14 protein-coding genes are annotated in these 15,939 nt (G+C 69.0%); 9 read left to right on the plus strand and 5 right to left on the minus strand.

Annotated elements, in window-relative coordinates; all coding sequences use genetic code 11:
• Positions 1-309: 309 nt before the first annotated feature.
• Together V2S85_RS02115 and V2S85_RS02120 are read left to right on the plus strand one after the other, a co-directional pair.
• Entirely contained in the window at positions 310-2,145 is a 1,836-nt protein-coding gene (locus tag V2S85_RS02115) for a response regulator (RefSeq protein WP_330701211.1), read from the plus strand.
• 70 nt (positions 2,146-2,215) lie between these two features.
• Positions 2,216-2,686 carry a low molecular weight protein-tyrosine-phosphatase gene (locus V2S85_RS02120; RefSeq protein ID WP_330701212.1) on the plus strand — a complete coding sequence of 157 codons (471 nt, stop codon included), beginning with the start codon at positions 2,216-2,218 and terminating at the stop codon, positions 2,684-2,686.
• A gap of 52 nt (positions 2,687-2,738) precedes the next feature.
• Here V2S85_RS02120 and V2S85_RS02125 read toward each other — a convergent pair whose 3' ends face one another.
• On the minus strand, positions 2,739-3,326 hold the full coding sequence (locus tag V2S85_RS02125; RefSeq protein WP_330701213.1) for a GNAT family N-acetyltransferase: 588 nt from the start codon (positions 3,324-3,326) through the stop codon (positions 2,739-2,741).
• Positions 3,327-3,474: 148 nt separating this feature from the next.
• On the opposite strand from V2S85_RS02125, the gene purC reads away from it, so the two are divergent.
• Both purC and V2S85_RS02135 read left to right on the plus strand, forming a co-directional pair.
• Positions 3,475-4,257 carry a phosphoribosylaminoimidazolesuccinocarboxamide synthase gene (gene purC / locus V2S85_RS02130; protein WP_330701214.1) on the plus strand — a complete coding sequence of 261 codons (783 nt, stop codon included), beginning with the start codon at positions 3,475-3,477 and terminating at the stop codon, positions 4,255-4,257.
• 234 nt (positions 4,258-4,491) lie between these two features.
• Positions 4,492-7,347: a M16 family metallopeptidase gene (locus V2S85_RS02135; RefSeq protein WP_419198152.1), complete on the plus strand. Its 2,856-nt coding sequence runs from the start codon at positions 4,492-4,494 to the stop codon at positions 7,345-7,347.
• 149 nt (positions 7,348-7,496) lie between these two features.
• Here V2S85_RS02135 and V2S85_RS02140 read toward each other — a convergent pair whose 3' ends face one another.
• A complete protein-coding gene (locus V2S85_RS02140) occupies positions 7,497-8,375 on the minus strand; it encodes an isocitrate lyase/PEP mutase family protein (protein ID WP_330701216.1) in 879 nt (292 codons plus the stop codon).
• Between the two features lie 58 nt (positions 8,376-8,433).
• Positions 8,434-9,135: an HAD-IA family hydrolase gene (locus tag V2S85_RS02145; protein WP_330701217.1), complete on the minus strand. Its 702-nt coding sequence runs from the start codon at positions 9,133-9,135 to the stop codon at positions 8,434-8,436.
• Between the two features lie 61 nt (positions 9,136-9,196).
• Between V2S85_RS02145 and glmU the strand changes: the two genes are divergently transcribed.
• The gene (gene glmU / locus V2S85_RS02150) at positions 9,197-10,576 is read left to right on the plus strand and encodes a bifunctional UDP-N-acetylglucosamine diphosphorylase/glucosamine-1-phosphate N-acetyltransferase GlmU (RefSeq protein ID WP_330701218.1); all 1,380 of its coding nucleotides are present in this window, start codon (positions 9,197-9,199) and stop codon (positions 10,574-10,576) included.
• Positions 10,577-10,721: 145 nt separating this feature from the next.
• Here glmU and V2S85_RS02155 read toward each other — a convergent pair whose 3' ends face one another.
• Positions 10,722-11,384 carry a tetratricopeptide repeat protein gene (locus V2S85_RS02155; RefSeq protein WP_330701219.1) on the minus strand — a complete coding sequence of 221 codons (663 nt, stop codon included), beginning with the start codon at positions 11,382-11,384 and terminating at the stop codon, positions 10,722-10,724.
• Positions 11,385-11,386: 2 nt separating this feature from the next.
• Positions 11,387-12,145 (minus strand): tetratricopeptide repeat protein, encoded by a 759-nt coding sequence (locus V2S85_RS02160; protein WP_330701220.1) that lies wholly within the window; start codon positions 12,143-12,145, stop codon positions 11,387-11,389.
• Positions 12,146-12,343: 198 nt separating this feature from the next.
• Between V2S85_RS02160 and V2S85_RS02165 the strand changes: the two genes are divergently transcribed.
• From V2S85_RS02165 to glmS, 4 genes are all read left to right on the plus strand, one after another.
• The gene (locus V2S85_RS02165) at positions 12,344-13,174 is read left to right on the plus strand and encodes an AIM24 family protein (RefSeq protein WP_330701221.1); all 831 of its coding nucleotides are present in this window, start codon (positions 12,344-12,346) and stop codon (positions 13,172-13,174) included.
• A 117-nt stretch (positions 13,175-13,291) separates the two neighbouring features.
• On the plus strand, positions 13,292-13,693 hold the full coding sequence (locus V2S85_RS02170) for a CopG family transcriptional regulator (protein ID WP_330701222.1): 402 nt from the start codon (positions 13,292-13,294) through the stop codon (positions 13,691-13,693).
• Positions 13,690-14,070, plus strand: coding sequence for a type II toxin-antitoxin system VapC family toxin (locus V2S85_RS02175; RefSeq protein ID WP_330701223.1), 381 nt, complete (start codon positions 13,690-13,692; stop codon positions 14,068-14,070). Before V2S85_RS02170 ends, V2S85_RS02175 begins: the two co-directional genes overlap by 4 nt.
• 17 nt (positions 14,071-14,087) lie before the next feature.
• Positions 14,088-15,911: a glutamine--fructose-6-phosphate transaminase (isomerizing) gene (gene glmS / locus V2S85_RS02180; protein WP_330701224.1), complete on the plus strand. Its 1,824-nt coding sequence runs from the start codon at positions 14,088-14,090 to the stop codon at positions 15,909-15,911.
• The last annotated feature ends 28 nt before the right edge of the window (positions 15,912-15,939 follow it).

Below are 15,939 nucleotides of genomic sequence, written 5' to 3' on the forward strand. Positions count from 1 at the left end.
ATTGCCCCGATAATCCATCGCGGATAGCAGCAATGTCTTAAGAGACCGTTTGAGAGCGCGCCTGTCGGCGCATGGCGGCACCGCCGGCGCCCTGCGCGGCGCGCGTCCCGGATCCGCGCGAGGGAAATTTTCTCCTGCCGGCGGGAACCGGGATCGATCCGGAGGGTTTCGCAGCCAATCCGAGGACCGCGCAGGCAAGGGGGGAGCGGTCCCGCCGGCAGCAATCATCGCCCCCCTGCGAGACAGATCAGATGGCGAGCGCGTGCATTGGGGATTGCCCCAGGTTCCCTTATGCCCCGGAGGCTGCCCTTGCCCTTTGAGGCCTTGCGCATCCTTGCCGTGGACGACATTCGCGACAACCTCCTTGCCCTGGAAGCCGCGCTGGACCAGCCCGGCGTCGAGATCGTCACCGCCGCTTCCGGCTTCGAGGCGCTGGAACTGCTGCTGACGCAGGACTTCGCGCTCGCCCTGCTCGACGTGCAGATGCCCGGCATGGACGGCTTCGAACTGGCCGAGCTGATGCGCGGAAACGAGCGCACGCGCGGCGTGCCGATCATTTTCCTCACCGCCATCGCCACTGACGAGCGGCGCAAGTTCCGGGGCTTCGAGGCCGGCGCGGTCGATTACCTGCTCAAGCCCATCGACATCACCGTGCTCAATTCCAAGGTCGCGGTCTTCGTCGAACTGGCCCGCCAGCGCCGCGAGATCGCCTTCCAGCGCGACGAACTGGGCGCCGCGCTCGGCCGCCTGCGCGCGCATGGCGACAACTCGCCGCTCGCCGTGCTGGAAATCGATTCCACCATGCGCATCGTCGGCTGGTACGACAGCGCCCGGCGCACGCTGGGCTATACCGCTGCCGAGGCCCTGGGGATCCCGCTTGCCGACGCGCCGTTCCTGCCCCCCAACGGCGGGCGCGAGGCGTTCCTGAAGGGGATCGGCGAGCTGCTCCAGGGCGGCGACCGGCGCGCCATGCAGGAACACCGCTTCCGCCGCGCCGACGGATCGCTGCGGCAGGGCGAATGGTACTGCTCCTCGCTGGCGGGCACCGGGCAGCGCCCCGGCAGCATCATGGTCGAACTGAGCGACATCACCGAGCGGCGCCGCGCCGAGGATACCCAGCGCCTGCTGATCGGCGAGCTGAACCACCGCGTGAAGAACACCCTCGCCACGGTCCAGGCGATCGCCTCGCAGGGGTTCCGCCATGCCCGCTCGCACCGCGAATTCCAGGACGCCTTCACCGGCCGCCTCCAGGCGCTGGCGCGCGCGCACTCGATGCTCAGCGCGACGACCTGGGAAAGCGCGGGCCTCAGGCGCCTGATCGCGGACCACGTCGCCATCGGCACGCTCAGCGAGGACCGGCTGCTGCTGGAGGGCCCGGACGTCGACCTGCCGCCCGAACTGGCGCTGCGCTTCTCGCTGGTGTTCCACGAACTGGCGACCAATGCGCACAAGCACGGCGCCTTCTCGAACGCGCAAGGCACGGTCGGCCTCGTCTGGACCATCGAGGGCGGCCTGCTCGCGATGGAGTGGACCGAGCGCGGCGGCCCGCCCGTCGCCCCGCCCGAGCGGCGCGGCTTCGGCTCCACCCTGATCGAGCACAGCATGGCGGCGGACGGCGCACGGATCGTCTCCGACTTCGCGCCCGCCGGGGTGCGCTGGTCGATGACGCTGCCACTGGCACCGCGCCCCGCCGCTGCCGGGCAACCCGCCCCCGAACAATCGATGCCTCAGCAGTTCGCCCCGTCGCCACCGGCGCCTGCCGCATCGGAAACGCTGCCGCCGCTGCGCGTTCTCGTGGTCGAGGACGAGCCGCTGGTGGCGATGGAACTGGTCGCCGAGATCGAGGATGGCGGCTGCGTGGCGATCGGCCCCGCCACCTCGTGCGAACAGGCGCTGGCGATGATCCGCGCGGCCGCCCCGGACCTCGCGCTGCTCGACGGCAATCTCAACGGCGAGCGGATCGATTCGGTCGCCGACGCCCTCGCCGCGCGCGAGACGCCGTTCGCCTTCGTCAGCGGCTATGACCGCGCGCACCTGCCCGCCGCCCATTCCGGCCGCCCGATGCTGAACAAGCCGTTCGTCGCCGCCGACGTGCGGGCGATGATCGTCACGCTGGCGGAGGCGGCGAAGGCGCCCGCGCCCTGATCGCGCCCTGATCGTGACTTGCCTCAGCCGAAGATTGCGCGCGGCGCCTCCGCCGCGCTATCGGCGGGGCATGTCCGGTTCCGTCCTGTTCGTCTGCCTCGGCAACATCTGCCGCTCTCCCCTCGCCGAAGCGGCGCTGCGCCGCGAGGCGGAGGCCGCCGGGCTGGACCTGCTGGTCGATTCGGCCGGGACCGGATCCTGGCACGTCGGCAAGGGCCCCGACCCGCGCTCCTGCGCGGAGGCGGCGCGCCACGGCATCGACATCCGCAGCTACCGCGCCCGGCAGGTCAAGCCGCAGGACTTCGCGCGCTTCGACCGCATCGTCGCACTGGATGCATCCAACCTCGCCGACCTGAAACGCATCGCCCCGGCCGGCGCGAAGGCGCGGCTGTCGCTGCTGCTGGACCATGTGCCCGGACTGGAGGGGCAGGACGTCGCCGATCCCTACTACGGCGGCCCGGAAGGCTTCGAGACGACCTGGCGGCAGGTCAGCGCCGCCGCGCGGGGGCTGGTGGCGGAAATGCGGCGCGCGGGGGCCTGAAAGGTTCGGACGGGGGGACTGCCGCCCCCTCCCTTGCCGAATTCAACCCGGCTTAAAGCCGCCGCATCCAGTACTGCATCGGCTTCACCGTATCCCCGGCGTCGCGGTGGTCCTTCCAGGCCAGCCCGGCGACCAGCCCCTCGACCCTGGCATAGCCGCGTCGGCCCCAGAACCCGTCGAGGGGCACGTAGCCCGCCGGAAGGTCCGGATGGTCCGCCGGCCGCACCACCGCCGCGAATGTCGCCGCCGAGGCCCCGCAGCGGCGCGCCTGCGCCTCGCGCCGGTCGAAGAAGGCATGGCCGATCCCCTGCCCCCGATATTCGGCCAGGAGTACGGATTCGCCGAAGTAGAACAGCGTCTCGACGTCCAGCCCGCGCGCCGCGAACGGTGCGCGCAGTTCCTCCTTCTGCGCCGCCATCGGCGAGGCCGTCGCCGCGCCGATGATGCGCCCGCCCTCGCAGGCCGCCATCAGCACCGAATCCGGCGCCGCGACGAATTCGCGCAAGTAGTCCTCCTCGTAGGCCGGATCGCCGTCGTAGAGGTAGGGCCAGGCCGCGAAGACCGTCATCCGCAGCCGCGCCAGATCGGCGATCGCATTGGTTACGCGGGCCCCGTCCAGCACCTCGATCGTCACGCCCATCGGCCCGATTCTCCCTCCACCCGGGCCTAGCACGGGCGCCCCCTCGCGTGCAGTTTGCTTTTGGACCCGCTTGCATTATATGCGCGCTCGAACGCCCCGGCCCTCCCGCAGCGCCGGGGCTTGCTCTTTTGTTGCAAGGACCACGCGCATGTCCCGTCGCCGCCAGATCTACGAAGGCAAGGCCAAGATCCTCTACGAGGGCCCCGAGCCCGGTACGCTGATCCAGTATTTCAAGGACGATGCGACCGCCTTCAATGCCCAGAAGAAGGGTACCATCCAGGGCAAGGGCGTCATCAACAACCGCATCAGCGAGTACGTCTTCACGCGCCTGAATCACATCGGCGTGCCCAACCACTTCATCCGCCGCCTCAACATGCGCGAACAGCTGGTGCGCCAGGTCGAGATCATCCCGATCGAGGTCGTGGTGCGCAACGTGGCCGCCGGTTCGATCTCCAAGCGCCTCGGCATCCCCGAAGGCGAGATGCTGCCGCACACGCTGATCGAATACTACTTCAAGGACGATGCGCTGGGCGACCCGCTGATCGCCGAGGAACACATCGCCTGCTTCGGCTGGGCCAACCATGACGAGATGCAGGACATCGCCGCAATGGCGATCCGCGTGAACGACTTCATGGCGGGCATGTTCGCCGCGATCAACATCCGCCTCGTCGACTTCAAGCTCGAATTCGGACGCATCTGGGACGGCGACTTCAGCCGCGTGATCCTGGCCGACGAGATCAGCCCGGACGGCTGCCGCCTGTGGGACATGACCACCGGCGAGAAGCTCGACAAGGACCGCTTCCGCCGCGACCTCGGCGGAGAGGAAGAGGCCTACCAGGAAGTCGCCCGCCGCCTCGGCCTGCTGCAGGACGACAACGGCCCGAGCGAAGTGCTGGACCTCACCAAGCACCGCAAGCTGCGCGGCAAGTAAGCCTCGCAGGCCATTGAAACGAAAAGGGCGGCGTTCCAACGGGAGCGCCGCCCTTTTTCATGCCCCGTTCCTCCCCGAGCTTGTCTCGGGGAGGGGCACCGCGCGCGAAGCGGGTGGTGGAGGGGCCTGCGAACAATACCCCTCCGTCAGCGCTTCGCGCTGCCACCTCCCCGAGACAAGCTCGGGGAGGAACGGGCTTGCCTTCACCCGTCCGCCTTGGCACTCCTTGCGGCAATGAGAGTTTCCCTGATCGCGCTCCTTCTGATGCTGGCCCCCATGCCATCGGCCGCGAAGGACAAACCCGCTCAAGACGATACCTCCTGGGCCTTCGAGCACAGCGACCTGCCCGTCGATCCCGATTTCCGCTTCGGCCGCCTGCCCAGCGGCATGCGCTACGTGATCCGCCGCAATGCCACCCCGGCGGGCACCGCGATGGTGCGCCTCGACGTGGAGGTCGGCTCGCTCGACGAAAGCCCGTCCGAACAAGGCTTCGCGCATTTCCTCGAACATATGGCCTTCAACGGATCGCAGCGGGTTCCCGAAGGCCAGATGGTGCCGCTGCTGGAGCGCGAGGGGCTGGCCTTCGGCGCCGATACCAATGCCTCCACCAGCTTCGACCGCACGCTCTACAAGCTGGACCTGCCGCGCAACGATCCGGCGCTGATCGACACCGCGCTGATGCTGATGCGCGAGACCGCCGGCAACCTGACGATCGCGCAAGGCGCCGTCGATCGCGAGCGCGGCGTGGTCCTTGCCGAAATGCGCGACCGCAATTCGTGGTCCCTGCGCAACGCCATCGATGCGACGCGGTTCTTCTATCCCAAGTCGCTTTATGCGCAGCGCTTCCCGATCGGCACCACCGAGACGCTGAACGCCGCCACCGCCGCCTCGCTGCGCGCCTTCTACGAGCGCGAATACGTGCCTGCGCATATGACCCTGGTGGTCGTCGGCGATTTCGACGTCGCCGCGGTCGAAGCCGGAATCGTGCGCCATTTCAACGACTGGACGGCGCGGCCCGCGCAATCGCCGCCTCAGCCCCAACCCTCGCCGGGCCCGATCGCCCCGCGCGACAAGGGCCGCACCGCCGCCTACCTCGACCCGGCGCTGTCCGAGCGCGTGACCGTCCAGCGCAACGGCAAGTGGCTGGACGAGCCCGACACCGTCGCCCAGCGGCGCGAGAACCTGCTGCGCTCGATCGGCTACGACATCGTCAACCGCCGCCTGCAGCGCCTCGCCCGCAGCGCCGAGCCGCCGTTCCGGGGCGCCGGGTTCGGCACCGGCGACGTCTTCGAGGCGGCGCGCTCCACCCGCATCATCATCGACACCGTGGACGGCAAGTGGCCCGCCGGGCTGGAAGCGGCGGGGCGCGAGTATCGCCGCGCGCTGGCCTACGGCTTTTCCGCCAGCGAAGTCGCCGAACAGGTCGCGCAAGTGCGCACCGCAGCGGTCAACGCCGCCGGTGCCGCCGCCACGCGCAGCAACGCGGCGCTCACGCAGCTGGCGCTCTCGCTGGTGGACGACCGGCTGGTGCCGTCGACGCCGCAGTCCTCGCTGGAGCGCTTCGAGGCCTTCGCGCCGCAGATCACCCCTGAAGCCGTGCTCGCCGCGCTGCGCCGCGAGGCGCTGGCGCTCGATGCGCCGCTGATCCGCTTCCAGGGCCGCAAGGCGCCCGAAGGCGGCGAGGCGGCCCTGCGCGCGGCCTGGCAGGACGTCGCCCGCGCGAAGATCGACCGCGAGACGATGACGGACGCCGCGCAGTTCGCCTACACCGATTTCGGCCAGCCCGGCCAGGTCGTCTCCGACACCCGGCGCGAAGACCTCGGTATCAGGCCCGGTATCAGGGAAGTGCGCTTCGCCAACGGGGTCATGCTGAACCTGCGGCGCACCGATCTCGAGCAGGACCGCGTGCGCGTCAGCCTGGCGATCGACGGCGGCGACCGGCTGGACACGCGGGCGAACCCGCATGCGACGCAGCTCGTGCCCAACCTCGACGATGGCGGCCTCGGCAAGCACAGCCGCGACGAACTGGACACGATCCTCGCCGGGCGCAGCGTGGGCCTTGGCCTCACGCTCGGGGAAGGCAGCTTCGACACCCGCACCGTCACCACCCCGCGCGACCTCGAAATCCAGCTGCAACTGCTGGCCGCACTGGTCACCGACCCCGGTTACCGCCCCGAAGGCGAGGTGCGCTACCGCCAGGCGATCAACAACTACTTCGCGCAGATCGATGCCACCCCTGGCTCGGCGATGGAAGCGCGCATCGGCGGCATCCTGAGCGACGAAGACCCGCGCTTCAGCCTCGGCCCGGTCGAGGACTACCGGCACTTGTCCTATGCCAGGCTCAAGGCCGACATCGGCGACCGGCTGGCCCGGGGCGCGATCGAGATCGGCCTCGTCGGCGACATCGACGAAGCCGCCGCGATCGCGCTGGTGGCGCGCACCTTCGGCGCCCTGCCCACGCGCGAGGCCGCGTTCCAGGGTGAGACCGGCCAGCCGCCGCGCCTGTTCTCGGGGGACCGCTCGGCACGGGTGATCCGCCACACCGGCCCGGCCGACCAGGCGCTGCTGCGCATCACCTGGCCCACCCGCGACGATGCCGACCCGGTCGAGGCGCTGGAGCTGGAACTGCTCGAACGGGTCATGCGCGTCGAACTGACCGACCAACTGCGCGAGGCGCTGGGCAAGGCCTATTCGCCCTCGGCCTCCAGCCGGCAATCGCGCGAATGGAAGGGCTACGGCACGTTCTCGGTCAGCGCTTCGGTCGATGTCACCGAAGTCCCGGCGACCCGCGCGGCGATCCGGCAGGTGGTGGACGAGCTGCGCACCGCCCCGGTCAGCGAAGACATCCTGCGCCGCGCCCGCCAGCCGATGGTCGAAGGGCTGCTCAATGCGCTCAAGAACAATGGCGGCTGGATGGGCCTCGTCGCCCGCGCGCAGTCGCAGCCCGACCGGATCGACCGCTTCGAGAAGGCCAGGGACCGCCTGCTCGCCCTGACGGCGGCGGACGTGCAGGCGACGGCGAAGCGCTACCTCGCGCCGGACGCCGGGCTGGAAGTGCTGGCGCTGCCGAAGGATGCAGTAGCGAAATGACCGGTCCAGAGTGAGATGACTTTGGATTGGACACCGCTTCGCCCCTCATTGGTCATTGCGAGCGCAGCGAAGCAACCCAGGGCGGTTTATGCTGCCCTGGGTTGCTTCGCTGCGCTCGCAATGACGACTCAAGGTAAGATCGTGATGCCCTACCGCGCGTGGTTCGGCCGCGTTTCCCGTCCCGTCCGCTCGGCCCAGTCCACGATCAGGTCGTCATACAGCGCCTGGTCGATCAGGTCGTACTTCTCCGGGAAGTTGCGGAACGCCTCCATCGCGCTCGCCACCGAGCCGGTCTCCATCAGTTCGCGCGCCATCTTCAGGTGGTTCACCGCCGCCGAGACCCAGCCCCAGCCGGTCGAAAGCGTGAAGCCGGTATCGGGCAGGTCGAAGCCCAGCGTGCAGACCGGGATCGGGATATGCGGGATCACCTCGGCCTGCTGCTCAGGGGGAGCGCTGGCGAAGACCACCGCGTCGGCCCCCGCCTCGGCATAGGCGCGGCCCCGCCGGATCGCCTCCTCCACCGAGCCGCCCCCGCCGCCGCCGTTGGCGCCGGTGTAAAGCTCGTCGCAGCGCGCGATGATGACGAGGCCCGAATCGCCCCGTGCCTTCACCCCCGCCTCGATGCGGCACTGCATCTCCTCGATCGGGCACAGGCCGTTCGCGTGCTTGGAGTGCTTGGGATTGACCTCGTCCTCGACGTGGTAGCCTGCGATCCCGGCCGCGACGTACATCTTCGTGAAGCGCCAGGCATCGGCCACCGTCTCGCCCAGCGTGTCGGCGTCGGCGATAAGCGGGATGTCGATGGCCTGCGCGATGCGGCCCGCCTGCTCGATCTGCTCGATCTGGCTGAAGATACCGTTGTCGGGCAGCGCATAGTGGAACGCCGAACAGGCATGCCCGCCAAGGTACGCCGCCTTGAAGCCGACATGCTGGACGATCCGCCCGGTCAGCGCGCTGTAGGCTTCGGCGGCGACGAAGTGCTCGCCGCCCTCGATCAGCGCGCGCAGCTTTTCACCCGGTGTCGGCATCGTGCTCTCCCTCTTTCGTCGAGGGCTCGCACGAAGCCGGGGCGCGGGCAAGCGCGGGTCAGGCGGGTATCGGCTCGGCGTTTTTGCCGACGCGCTCCAGCGCGGGGACAAGCTGGTCGAAATGGTCGATCACCGCCGCCGCGCCGAGTTCGTCCGGCGGCAGGTCGTTGAAGCCGAAGCTGACCGCCACGCACGGCAGGCCCGCGGCAGCAGCGGCGCGGGTGTCGTACGTGGTGTCGCCGACATAGGCCGCCCTGCCCGGCTCTCCCGCACGCTCCAGCATCAGTTGCAGCAGATCGGGGCGCGGCTTGGCCCGGCCGGGGCCGAGGGTGTCGCCGCCGATCACGGTGTAGAACCGCTCCGACAGGCCGAGTTCCCCGAAGATCTTCTTCGCGAACCGCTCCAGCTTGTTGGTGACGACGGCGATCTTCACGCCACGCGACGCCAGCGCATCGAGCATCGCCTCGCCGCCGGGGAACAGCCGGGTCTCGGCCGCAATGTTGGCCTCGTAATGGACCAGCAGCGCGGCGTGGAGTTCCTCGAACCGCGCCTCGTCCACCGCGCCGCCGGTGGCGAGAAGCGCATTGCCGAGCATCTTGCGCGCGCCGCCGCCGACGAAACCGCGCACTTCCTCACGCGGGACGGCGCGGCGGCCTTCCAACGAGAGGGCGTGGTTCACCGCGTGGCCAAGGTCGCCGAGGCTGTCGAGCAGGGTTCCGTCGAGGTCGAAACCGACGATCTGAAAGGGAAAGCTGGTCATTGGCCCCATCAGTGAAGTCTTGTAGTGGAATCTGCAAGACTTTGCTGGCAGGAGAGCCCCCATGACTTCGGCCGAAACCCCCGCCCCCACCCCTCTCGCCATCATCGTCCTCGCCGCCGGCAAGGGCACCCGCATGAAGAGCGAATTGCACAAGGTGCTCCACCCGATCGCGGGCCGCCCGATGCTGGAACACCTGCTGGCGAGCGCCGCCGATCTGGCGCCGCAGCGGCAGGTCGTCGTCGCCGGGCACGGTCGCGAGCAGCTGGAAAAGGCGCTGGGCACCCGCGCGACGATCGCGGTGCAGGAGCCGCAGCTCGGCACCGGCCACGCCGTGCAGCAGGCCGAGGCGGCGCTGGCCGGGTTCGAGGGCGACGTGCTGATTCTCTACGGCGACGTGCCGTTCGTGCGCGCCGACACGATGCGCGCGATGATCGCCCGCCTCCATGCCGAGGATGCCCCCGCCGTGGTCGTGCTCGGCTTCGAACCGGAGGAGCCGCTCCAGTACGGCCGCGTACTCGCCCACGACGACGGCCGCATCGCGATGATGGTCGAGTACAAGGACGCCACCGAGGAACAGCGCGCCTGCCGCCTGTGCAACTCCGGGCTGATGGCGGTGAAGTCGGCCGACCTGTTCGACCTCCTCGCCAAAGTCGGCAACGAGAACGCGCAGGGCGAATACTACCTCGTCGACATCGTCAACATCGCCACCCTCGAAGGCCGGGCCTGCGCCGTCATCGTCACCGACGACGCGGACGAAGTCGGCGGCATCAACAGCCGGGGCGAACTGGCCGAGGCGGAAGGCCGCTGGCAGAAGAAGCGCCGGGCCCAGGCCATGGCCGACGGCGTCACCCTGATCGCGCCGGAGACGGTGTTCTTCGCCTGGGACACCCGGCTCGGGCGCGACGTCACCGTCGAGCCCAACGTCGTGTTCGGCCCCGGCGTCAGCATCGCCGACAATGTCGTGATCCACGCCTTCTCGCACCTTGAGGGCGCGACGCTGGAAACCGGCGTCGCCATCGGCCCTTACGCCCGCCTGCGCCCCGGCGCGGTGCTCAAGGCGAAGTCGAAGGTCGGCAACTTCGTCGAGATGAAGAACGCGGTGCTGGGCGAAGGTGCCAAGGCCAACCACCTCACCTACCTTGGCGATGCCACCGTGGGCGCGGGCGCCAACATCGGCGCGGGCACCATCACCTGCAATTACGACGGCTACTTCAAGCACCAGACTGTGATCGGCGAGCGTGCCTTCATCGGCTCGAACAGCGCGCTGGTGGCTCCGGTAAAGATCGGCGCCGACGCCATCGTCGCGGCGGGCAGCGCGGTGACGCGCGACGTCGCCGATGGCGAACTGCGCCTCGTGCGCGGGGAACAGCTGGTCAAGCCCGGCTGGGCCGACCGCTTCCACGACGCGATGAAAAAGAAAAAGGCCGAAAAGGCCGACTGAGCCTTGGCGTCATCCCGGCGCATGCCGGGACCGTGGGCCGTCTTTAGGCGATAGCTGTCGGCCAGGCCTCCTGACGCGCCCCTGACACGAGGGCGCGCCTCAAGATTTTCCCACGGTCCCGGCATGCGCCGGGATGACGGGGTGCCTACCCGCCCGCCCGCAGCTTCACGATGCGCACCAGATCCTGCCGGGCCTCGACATCGCCGGCATCGCGCTGCAGCAGCTTTTCGTAATACCCCTGAGCCCCGGCGAGATCGCCCTCGTGCTCGGCGGCCAGCGCCATGCCGCGCAGCGCCCGCGTGGCCATGCGCGCCATCGCTTCGTCGTCCTCGGAAACGGAGAGGTCGTAGGCCCGGCCGTACTGCACCATCGCCGCCGGCGCATCGCCGCGCAGGCGCAGGACGTCGCCGTACTGGTTGAGGAAATGCGGGTTGCTCGGGTCCATCGCCACCGCCTGCACCAGCGCGCCTGCCGCCTCGTCGTAGCGCTTGAGGCCGGTCAGCGCGAAGCCCTTGGCGAACAGCGCCTCGCACCACGCCTCGGGCGCGAGATCGACCCGGCCGCCGCGCCGGGAGGCGGTCATCAGGTTGGCCACACCGCCCCGGTCGCGATTGCAGAAGTAACTGACGCCCGGCTCGTGCTGGGCGGCCGAGAACTGCGCGATCATCGCATCGGCGCGGCCGACCGCCTCGGCCTGCCGGCCGTCGCGGATCAGGCCGACGATCTCGACCATGCGGGGATCCTGCGCCTCGGCCACGGCAACGCTGGAGATGCAGAGCACCGCCACGCCGCCAAGCCAGCAGCGCATGGTCAGGAACCTATCGCCTTGCGGCGCGCGATGTTGCCCAGTTCGGCCTGCGCGATCTCGCTTTTGGGATCGTACTGCAGCGACTGTTCGTAGAGGGTCCGCGCCTCGTCGTACTGGCCCATCGCCGCCTTGGTGAAGCCCATGCCGCGCAGCGCCCGCGCGGCGACCCGCGCATCGGCGCCGGTGGTGGACTTGTCGACCACGTTCCAGGCCCGGGCGAACAGGTCGTAGCTCTGCTGCCATTCGCGGCGCGACTTGAACAGTTCGGCATATTCGTTGGCGAAATGGGCATTGCCCGGCGCCATCTGCGAGGCGGCGCGCAATTCCGCCTCGGCAAGGTCGCCGCGCCCGAGGTCGATCAGCGCGTAGCCCTTACCGAAGTGCGCCTCGCACAGCGCCGAATCGACCGCGACCGTGCCCGCCGGCTCAGCTATACCGCTGCTGGCGCCACCGCGGCACAGGCGCTGGCGCAAGTCACCGGAAAGGCGCTGGTCGGCATCGGCGATCACCTTGTCGAACAGCTTGACCGCCTGCGCCTGCTTGCCCTGGCGCAGCAGGCTGTAGCCCTGCTCGACATGGCCGGCAGCGTCGAAACGGGTATCGGTGACCCGGGTGGTGGTCTCGAAACCGGCGGCGACGAGCCGTGCCGGAGCCTGAAGGGCCTGGTGCGGAACTTCGGCGGTATCGGCAAATGCCGTCCCCGAGGCAGTTCCCGCCAGCAACAGCGTAACAAAGGCACAAGACGCAATTCGAGCGTTCATCGGCGTTTTTCCTCTCCCCAAAACACCGATACCGCGCCGGTCTGTGCCGGGCCCTGATAAAGCAGGCCGTTCGTCAGACAGTGTTCGTTGAATGGTGAAGAATATCCGACCGGCGCGGTTTGACAAGTCATCTTGGCGAAATCAAACCGTCGTCTCATCGCAAGCGGCCTTCACGCCGGCCCGCACACGGAGATTCCCATGCCCAACAGCCCCTGGAGCCATTCGCGCAGTTCCTCGCTCTCGGACGACGTCGACTTCGAGATCAAGGGCCAGGAACTGCAGTTCGTCGAGATCGAACTGGACCCCGGCGAGAGCGCCGTGGCCGAAGCCGGCGCGATGGTGTGGAAGGACGCCTCGATCGACATGACCACCGTGTTCGGAGACGGGTCGGGCGACCAGGGCGGCGGCTTCATGGGCAAGCTGCTGGGCGCGGGCAAGCGCCTCGTCACCGGCGAGAGCCTGTTCACCACCGTCTTCACCCATCGCGGGTCCGGAAAGGCGCGCGTCTCGTTCGCGGCGCCGGTGCCGGGCGCGATCCTGCCGATCAAGCTGGACGAGGTGGGCGGACGGCTGATCTGCCAGAAGGACGCGTTCCTGTGCGCGGCGCGCGGGGTCTCGATCGGCATCCACTTCCAGCAGCGGATCATGACCGGCCTGTTCGGCGGCGAAGGCTTCATCATGCAGAAGCTGGAAGGCGACGGCTGGGTCTTCGTGCAGATGGGCGGCACCGTGATCGAGCGCGAATTGCGCCCCGGAGAGGAACTCCACGTCGATACCGGCTGCGTCGCCGCCCTGCAGCCCAGCGTCGAGTTCGACGTGGTGCGCGCCGGCTCGGTCAAGTCGATGATCTTCGGCGGCGAAGGCGTGTTCTTCGCGCGGCTGCGCGGGCCCGGCAAGGTGTGGATCCAGTCGCTGCCGTTCTCGCGCCTTGCCGGCCGGATGCTGGCGGCGGCGGGATCGACCGGGGGCCAGAACCGGGGCGAGGGATCGCTCCTCGGCTCGCTGGGCAACCTCATCGACGGGGATTGATGACACCGATGTAATCTGCGCTTCAGTGCCCCGTCATCCGCGATGGGGCATGCCCGCGGACATGGTCCACAAAGCCCCCATCTTGTCGATGATATCACGATATGATATCGCGATATCATGACGCGCATTCTCGCAGACCTGCCCGACGAGGACATCCGCTGGCTCGACGCCCGCGCCGCGCAGCTCGGCCAGTCGCGTGCCTCGGTGCTGCGCGAGGCGGTGTCGGTCTACAAGGCGCAGACCCTGCCCGAGAGCGGCAAGGACTGGCTCGACCAGGGCTTCGGCCTGTGGAAGGACCGCACCGACATCGGCGATGCCGTCGAGTGGCAGCGACGCGAACGTGCCGCCACGGCGCGGCCCTGGGACTACGACTACGAGGAAGTGCGCGCCGAATTCCCCGACCTGTTCGACGAGGTCGACGACCGCGAGCATGAGCACTATCGCAAGGTCATGGGCGCCCATGCCTTCGCCCCGCGCGTGCCGCGACCCGGCGCTGCCGAAGCCAAGCCCGCTTCGTGACCACGTTCGCGTTCGACGCCAATATCGTGATCGATGCGCTGGGCGGCATCCCGGAGGCGCGGGTCGAGATGCGGCGGGCCGTCAGCATGGGCGGCCGCCTGTGGATCAGCCGCATGGCCTGGATCGAAGTCATGTCCAAGGGCGACGGCCCCCTGCTCCAGCGGACCGAGGCCTTCCTGTCCGGCTTCGCGATCGACGAGGTGGACGAGCAGATCGCCACGCGCGCCGCATCGCTGCGCCGCGAGCGGCCGCGCCTGCGTTCGCCCGACGCCATCATCCTCGCCAGCGCGGTCGTGCGCGGGCGCATTCTGGTTACACGAAATACCAAGGATTTTCCGGCAAGCATGCCGGGCATCCGCGTCCCCTACTCTCTCTAGGCTAAGGCAATCTCCTCATGTGTGGCATCATCGGCATCGTCGGCAAGGAAGACGTGGCGGACCGGCTGGTCGACGGCCTGCGCCGGATGGAATATCGCGGCTACGACAGCGCGGGCGTCTGCACCCTGCATGACGGCCAGCTCGTGCGCCGCCGCGCCGAAGGCAAGCTGTTCAACCTCGTCAAGGAACTCGCCCGCGATCCGGCGCCGGGGCTGACCGGCATCGCCCATACCCGCTGGGCCACCCACGGCGCGCCGACCGCCGCCAATGCCCACCCGCACGCGACCGCCGAACTGGCGCTCGTCCACAACGGCATCATCGAGAACTTCAAGCCGCTGCGCGAAGCCCTGGAGGCACGCGGCCGCCACTTCGAGAGCCAGACCGACACCGAAGTCGTCGCCCACCTCGTATCCGAACAGGTCGAAGCCGGCGCCTCGCCGCACGATGCGGTCAAGGCGGTGCTGCCGCAGCTGCGCGGCGCCTTCGCGTTGGCCATCGCCTTCCGCCGCTTCCCCGACATGCTGATCGGCGCCCGCCTCGGCTCGCCGCTGGTGGTGGGATATGGGGACGGCGAGACCTACCTCGGCTCCGACGCGCTGGCGCTGGCCCCGCTGACTCAGAAGATCACCTATCTTGAGGAAGGCGACTGGGTCGTCATCACCCGCGAGGGCGCGGCGATCTACGACGCCGACAACAACCCGGTGGAGCGCGAGATCGTCACCTCCGGCGCGTCGGCCGTGGCGATCGAGAAGGGCAATTTCCGCCACTTCATGCAGAAGGAAATCTTCGAGCAGCCCACCGTGGTCGCCCAGACGCTGCGCAGCTACTTGCGCCAGGTCGACCAGTCGGTGGCGCTGCCGCAGATCGACTTCGACCTCGGCACGGTCAAGCGCATCACCATCGTCGCGTGCGGCACCAGCTTCTATGCGGGCATGGTCGCGAAGTACTGGATCGAGACCTTCGCGCGCCTGCCGGTGGACATCGACGTCGCTTCCGAGTTCCGGTACCGCGACCCGGTGCTGGAGGACGGCGGCCTCGCGCTGTTCATCTCGCAGTCGGGCGAGACCGCCGACACCCTCGCCGCGCTCAAGCACTGCAAGGCGGCGGGGCAGACGATCGCCGTCGTCGTCAACGTGCCCACCAGCACGATGGCGCGCGAGGCGGACCTGCTGCTGCCGACTCACGCGGGGCCGGAGATCGGCGTCGCCTCGACCAAGGCGTTCACCTGCCAGTTGGCCGTTCTCGCCGCCCTCGCCGCGCATCTGGCGGTGAAGCGCGGCCGCATGGACCGCGCCGAGGAGGCCGAAGTCGTCCAGCACCTGCTGCAGACCCCCGCCAGCCTCAACGCCGCGCTCGACCATGACGAGGAGATCGCAGCGATGGCGCATCTGATCGCGCCGGCGCGCGACGTGCTCTACCTCGGGCGCGGGCCGGACTATCCGCTGGCGCTGGAAGGCGCGCTCAAGCTGAAGGAAATCAGTTACATCCACGCCGAAGGTTATGCCTCGGGCGAAATGAAGCACGGCCCCATCGCGCTCATCGACGAGGCCGTGCCGGTGATCGTGCTGGCGCCTTCCGGCCCGCTGTTCGAGAAGACCGTCAGCAACATGCAGGAAGTGCGCGCACGCGGCGGCAAGGTCGTGCTGATTTCCGACGCCGAAGGCATCGCCGAGGCGGGCGACGGCTGCATCGCCACGATCGAGATGCCGCGCGTCCACCCGCTGATCGCGCCGCTGGTCTACGCCGTTCCGGTGCAATTGCTCGCCTACCACGTCGCCTGCGTGAAAGGCACCGATGTGGATCAACCGCGCAACCTCGCGAAGAGCGTTACGGTCGAATAGGGTCTAGTTGATCGCCGTGATCACGCGG

Origin of the sequence: Novosphingobium resinovorum (assembly GCF_036352595.1) — a bacterium.
Classification (GTDB): domain Bacteria; phylum Pseudomonadota; class Alphaproteobacteria; order Sphingomonadales; family Sphingomonadaceae; genus Novosphingobium; species Novosphingobium resinovorum_B.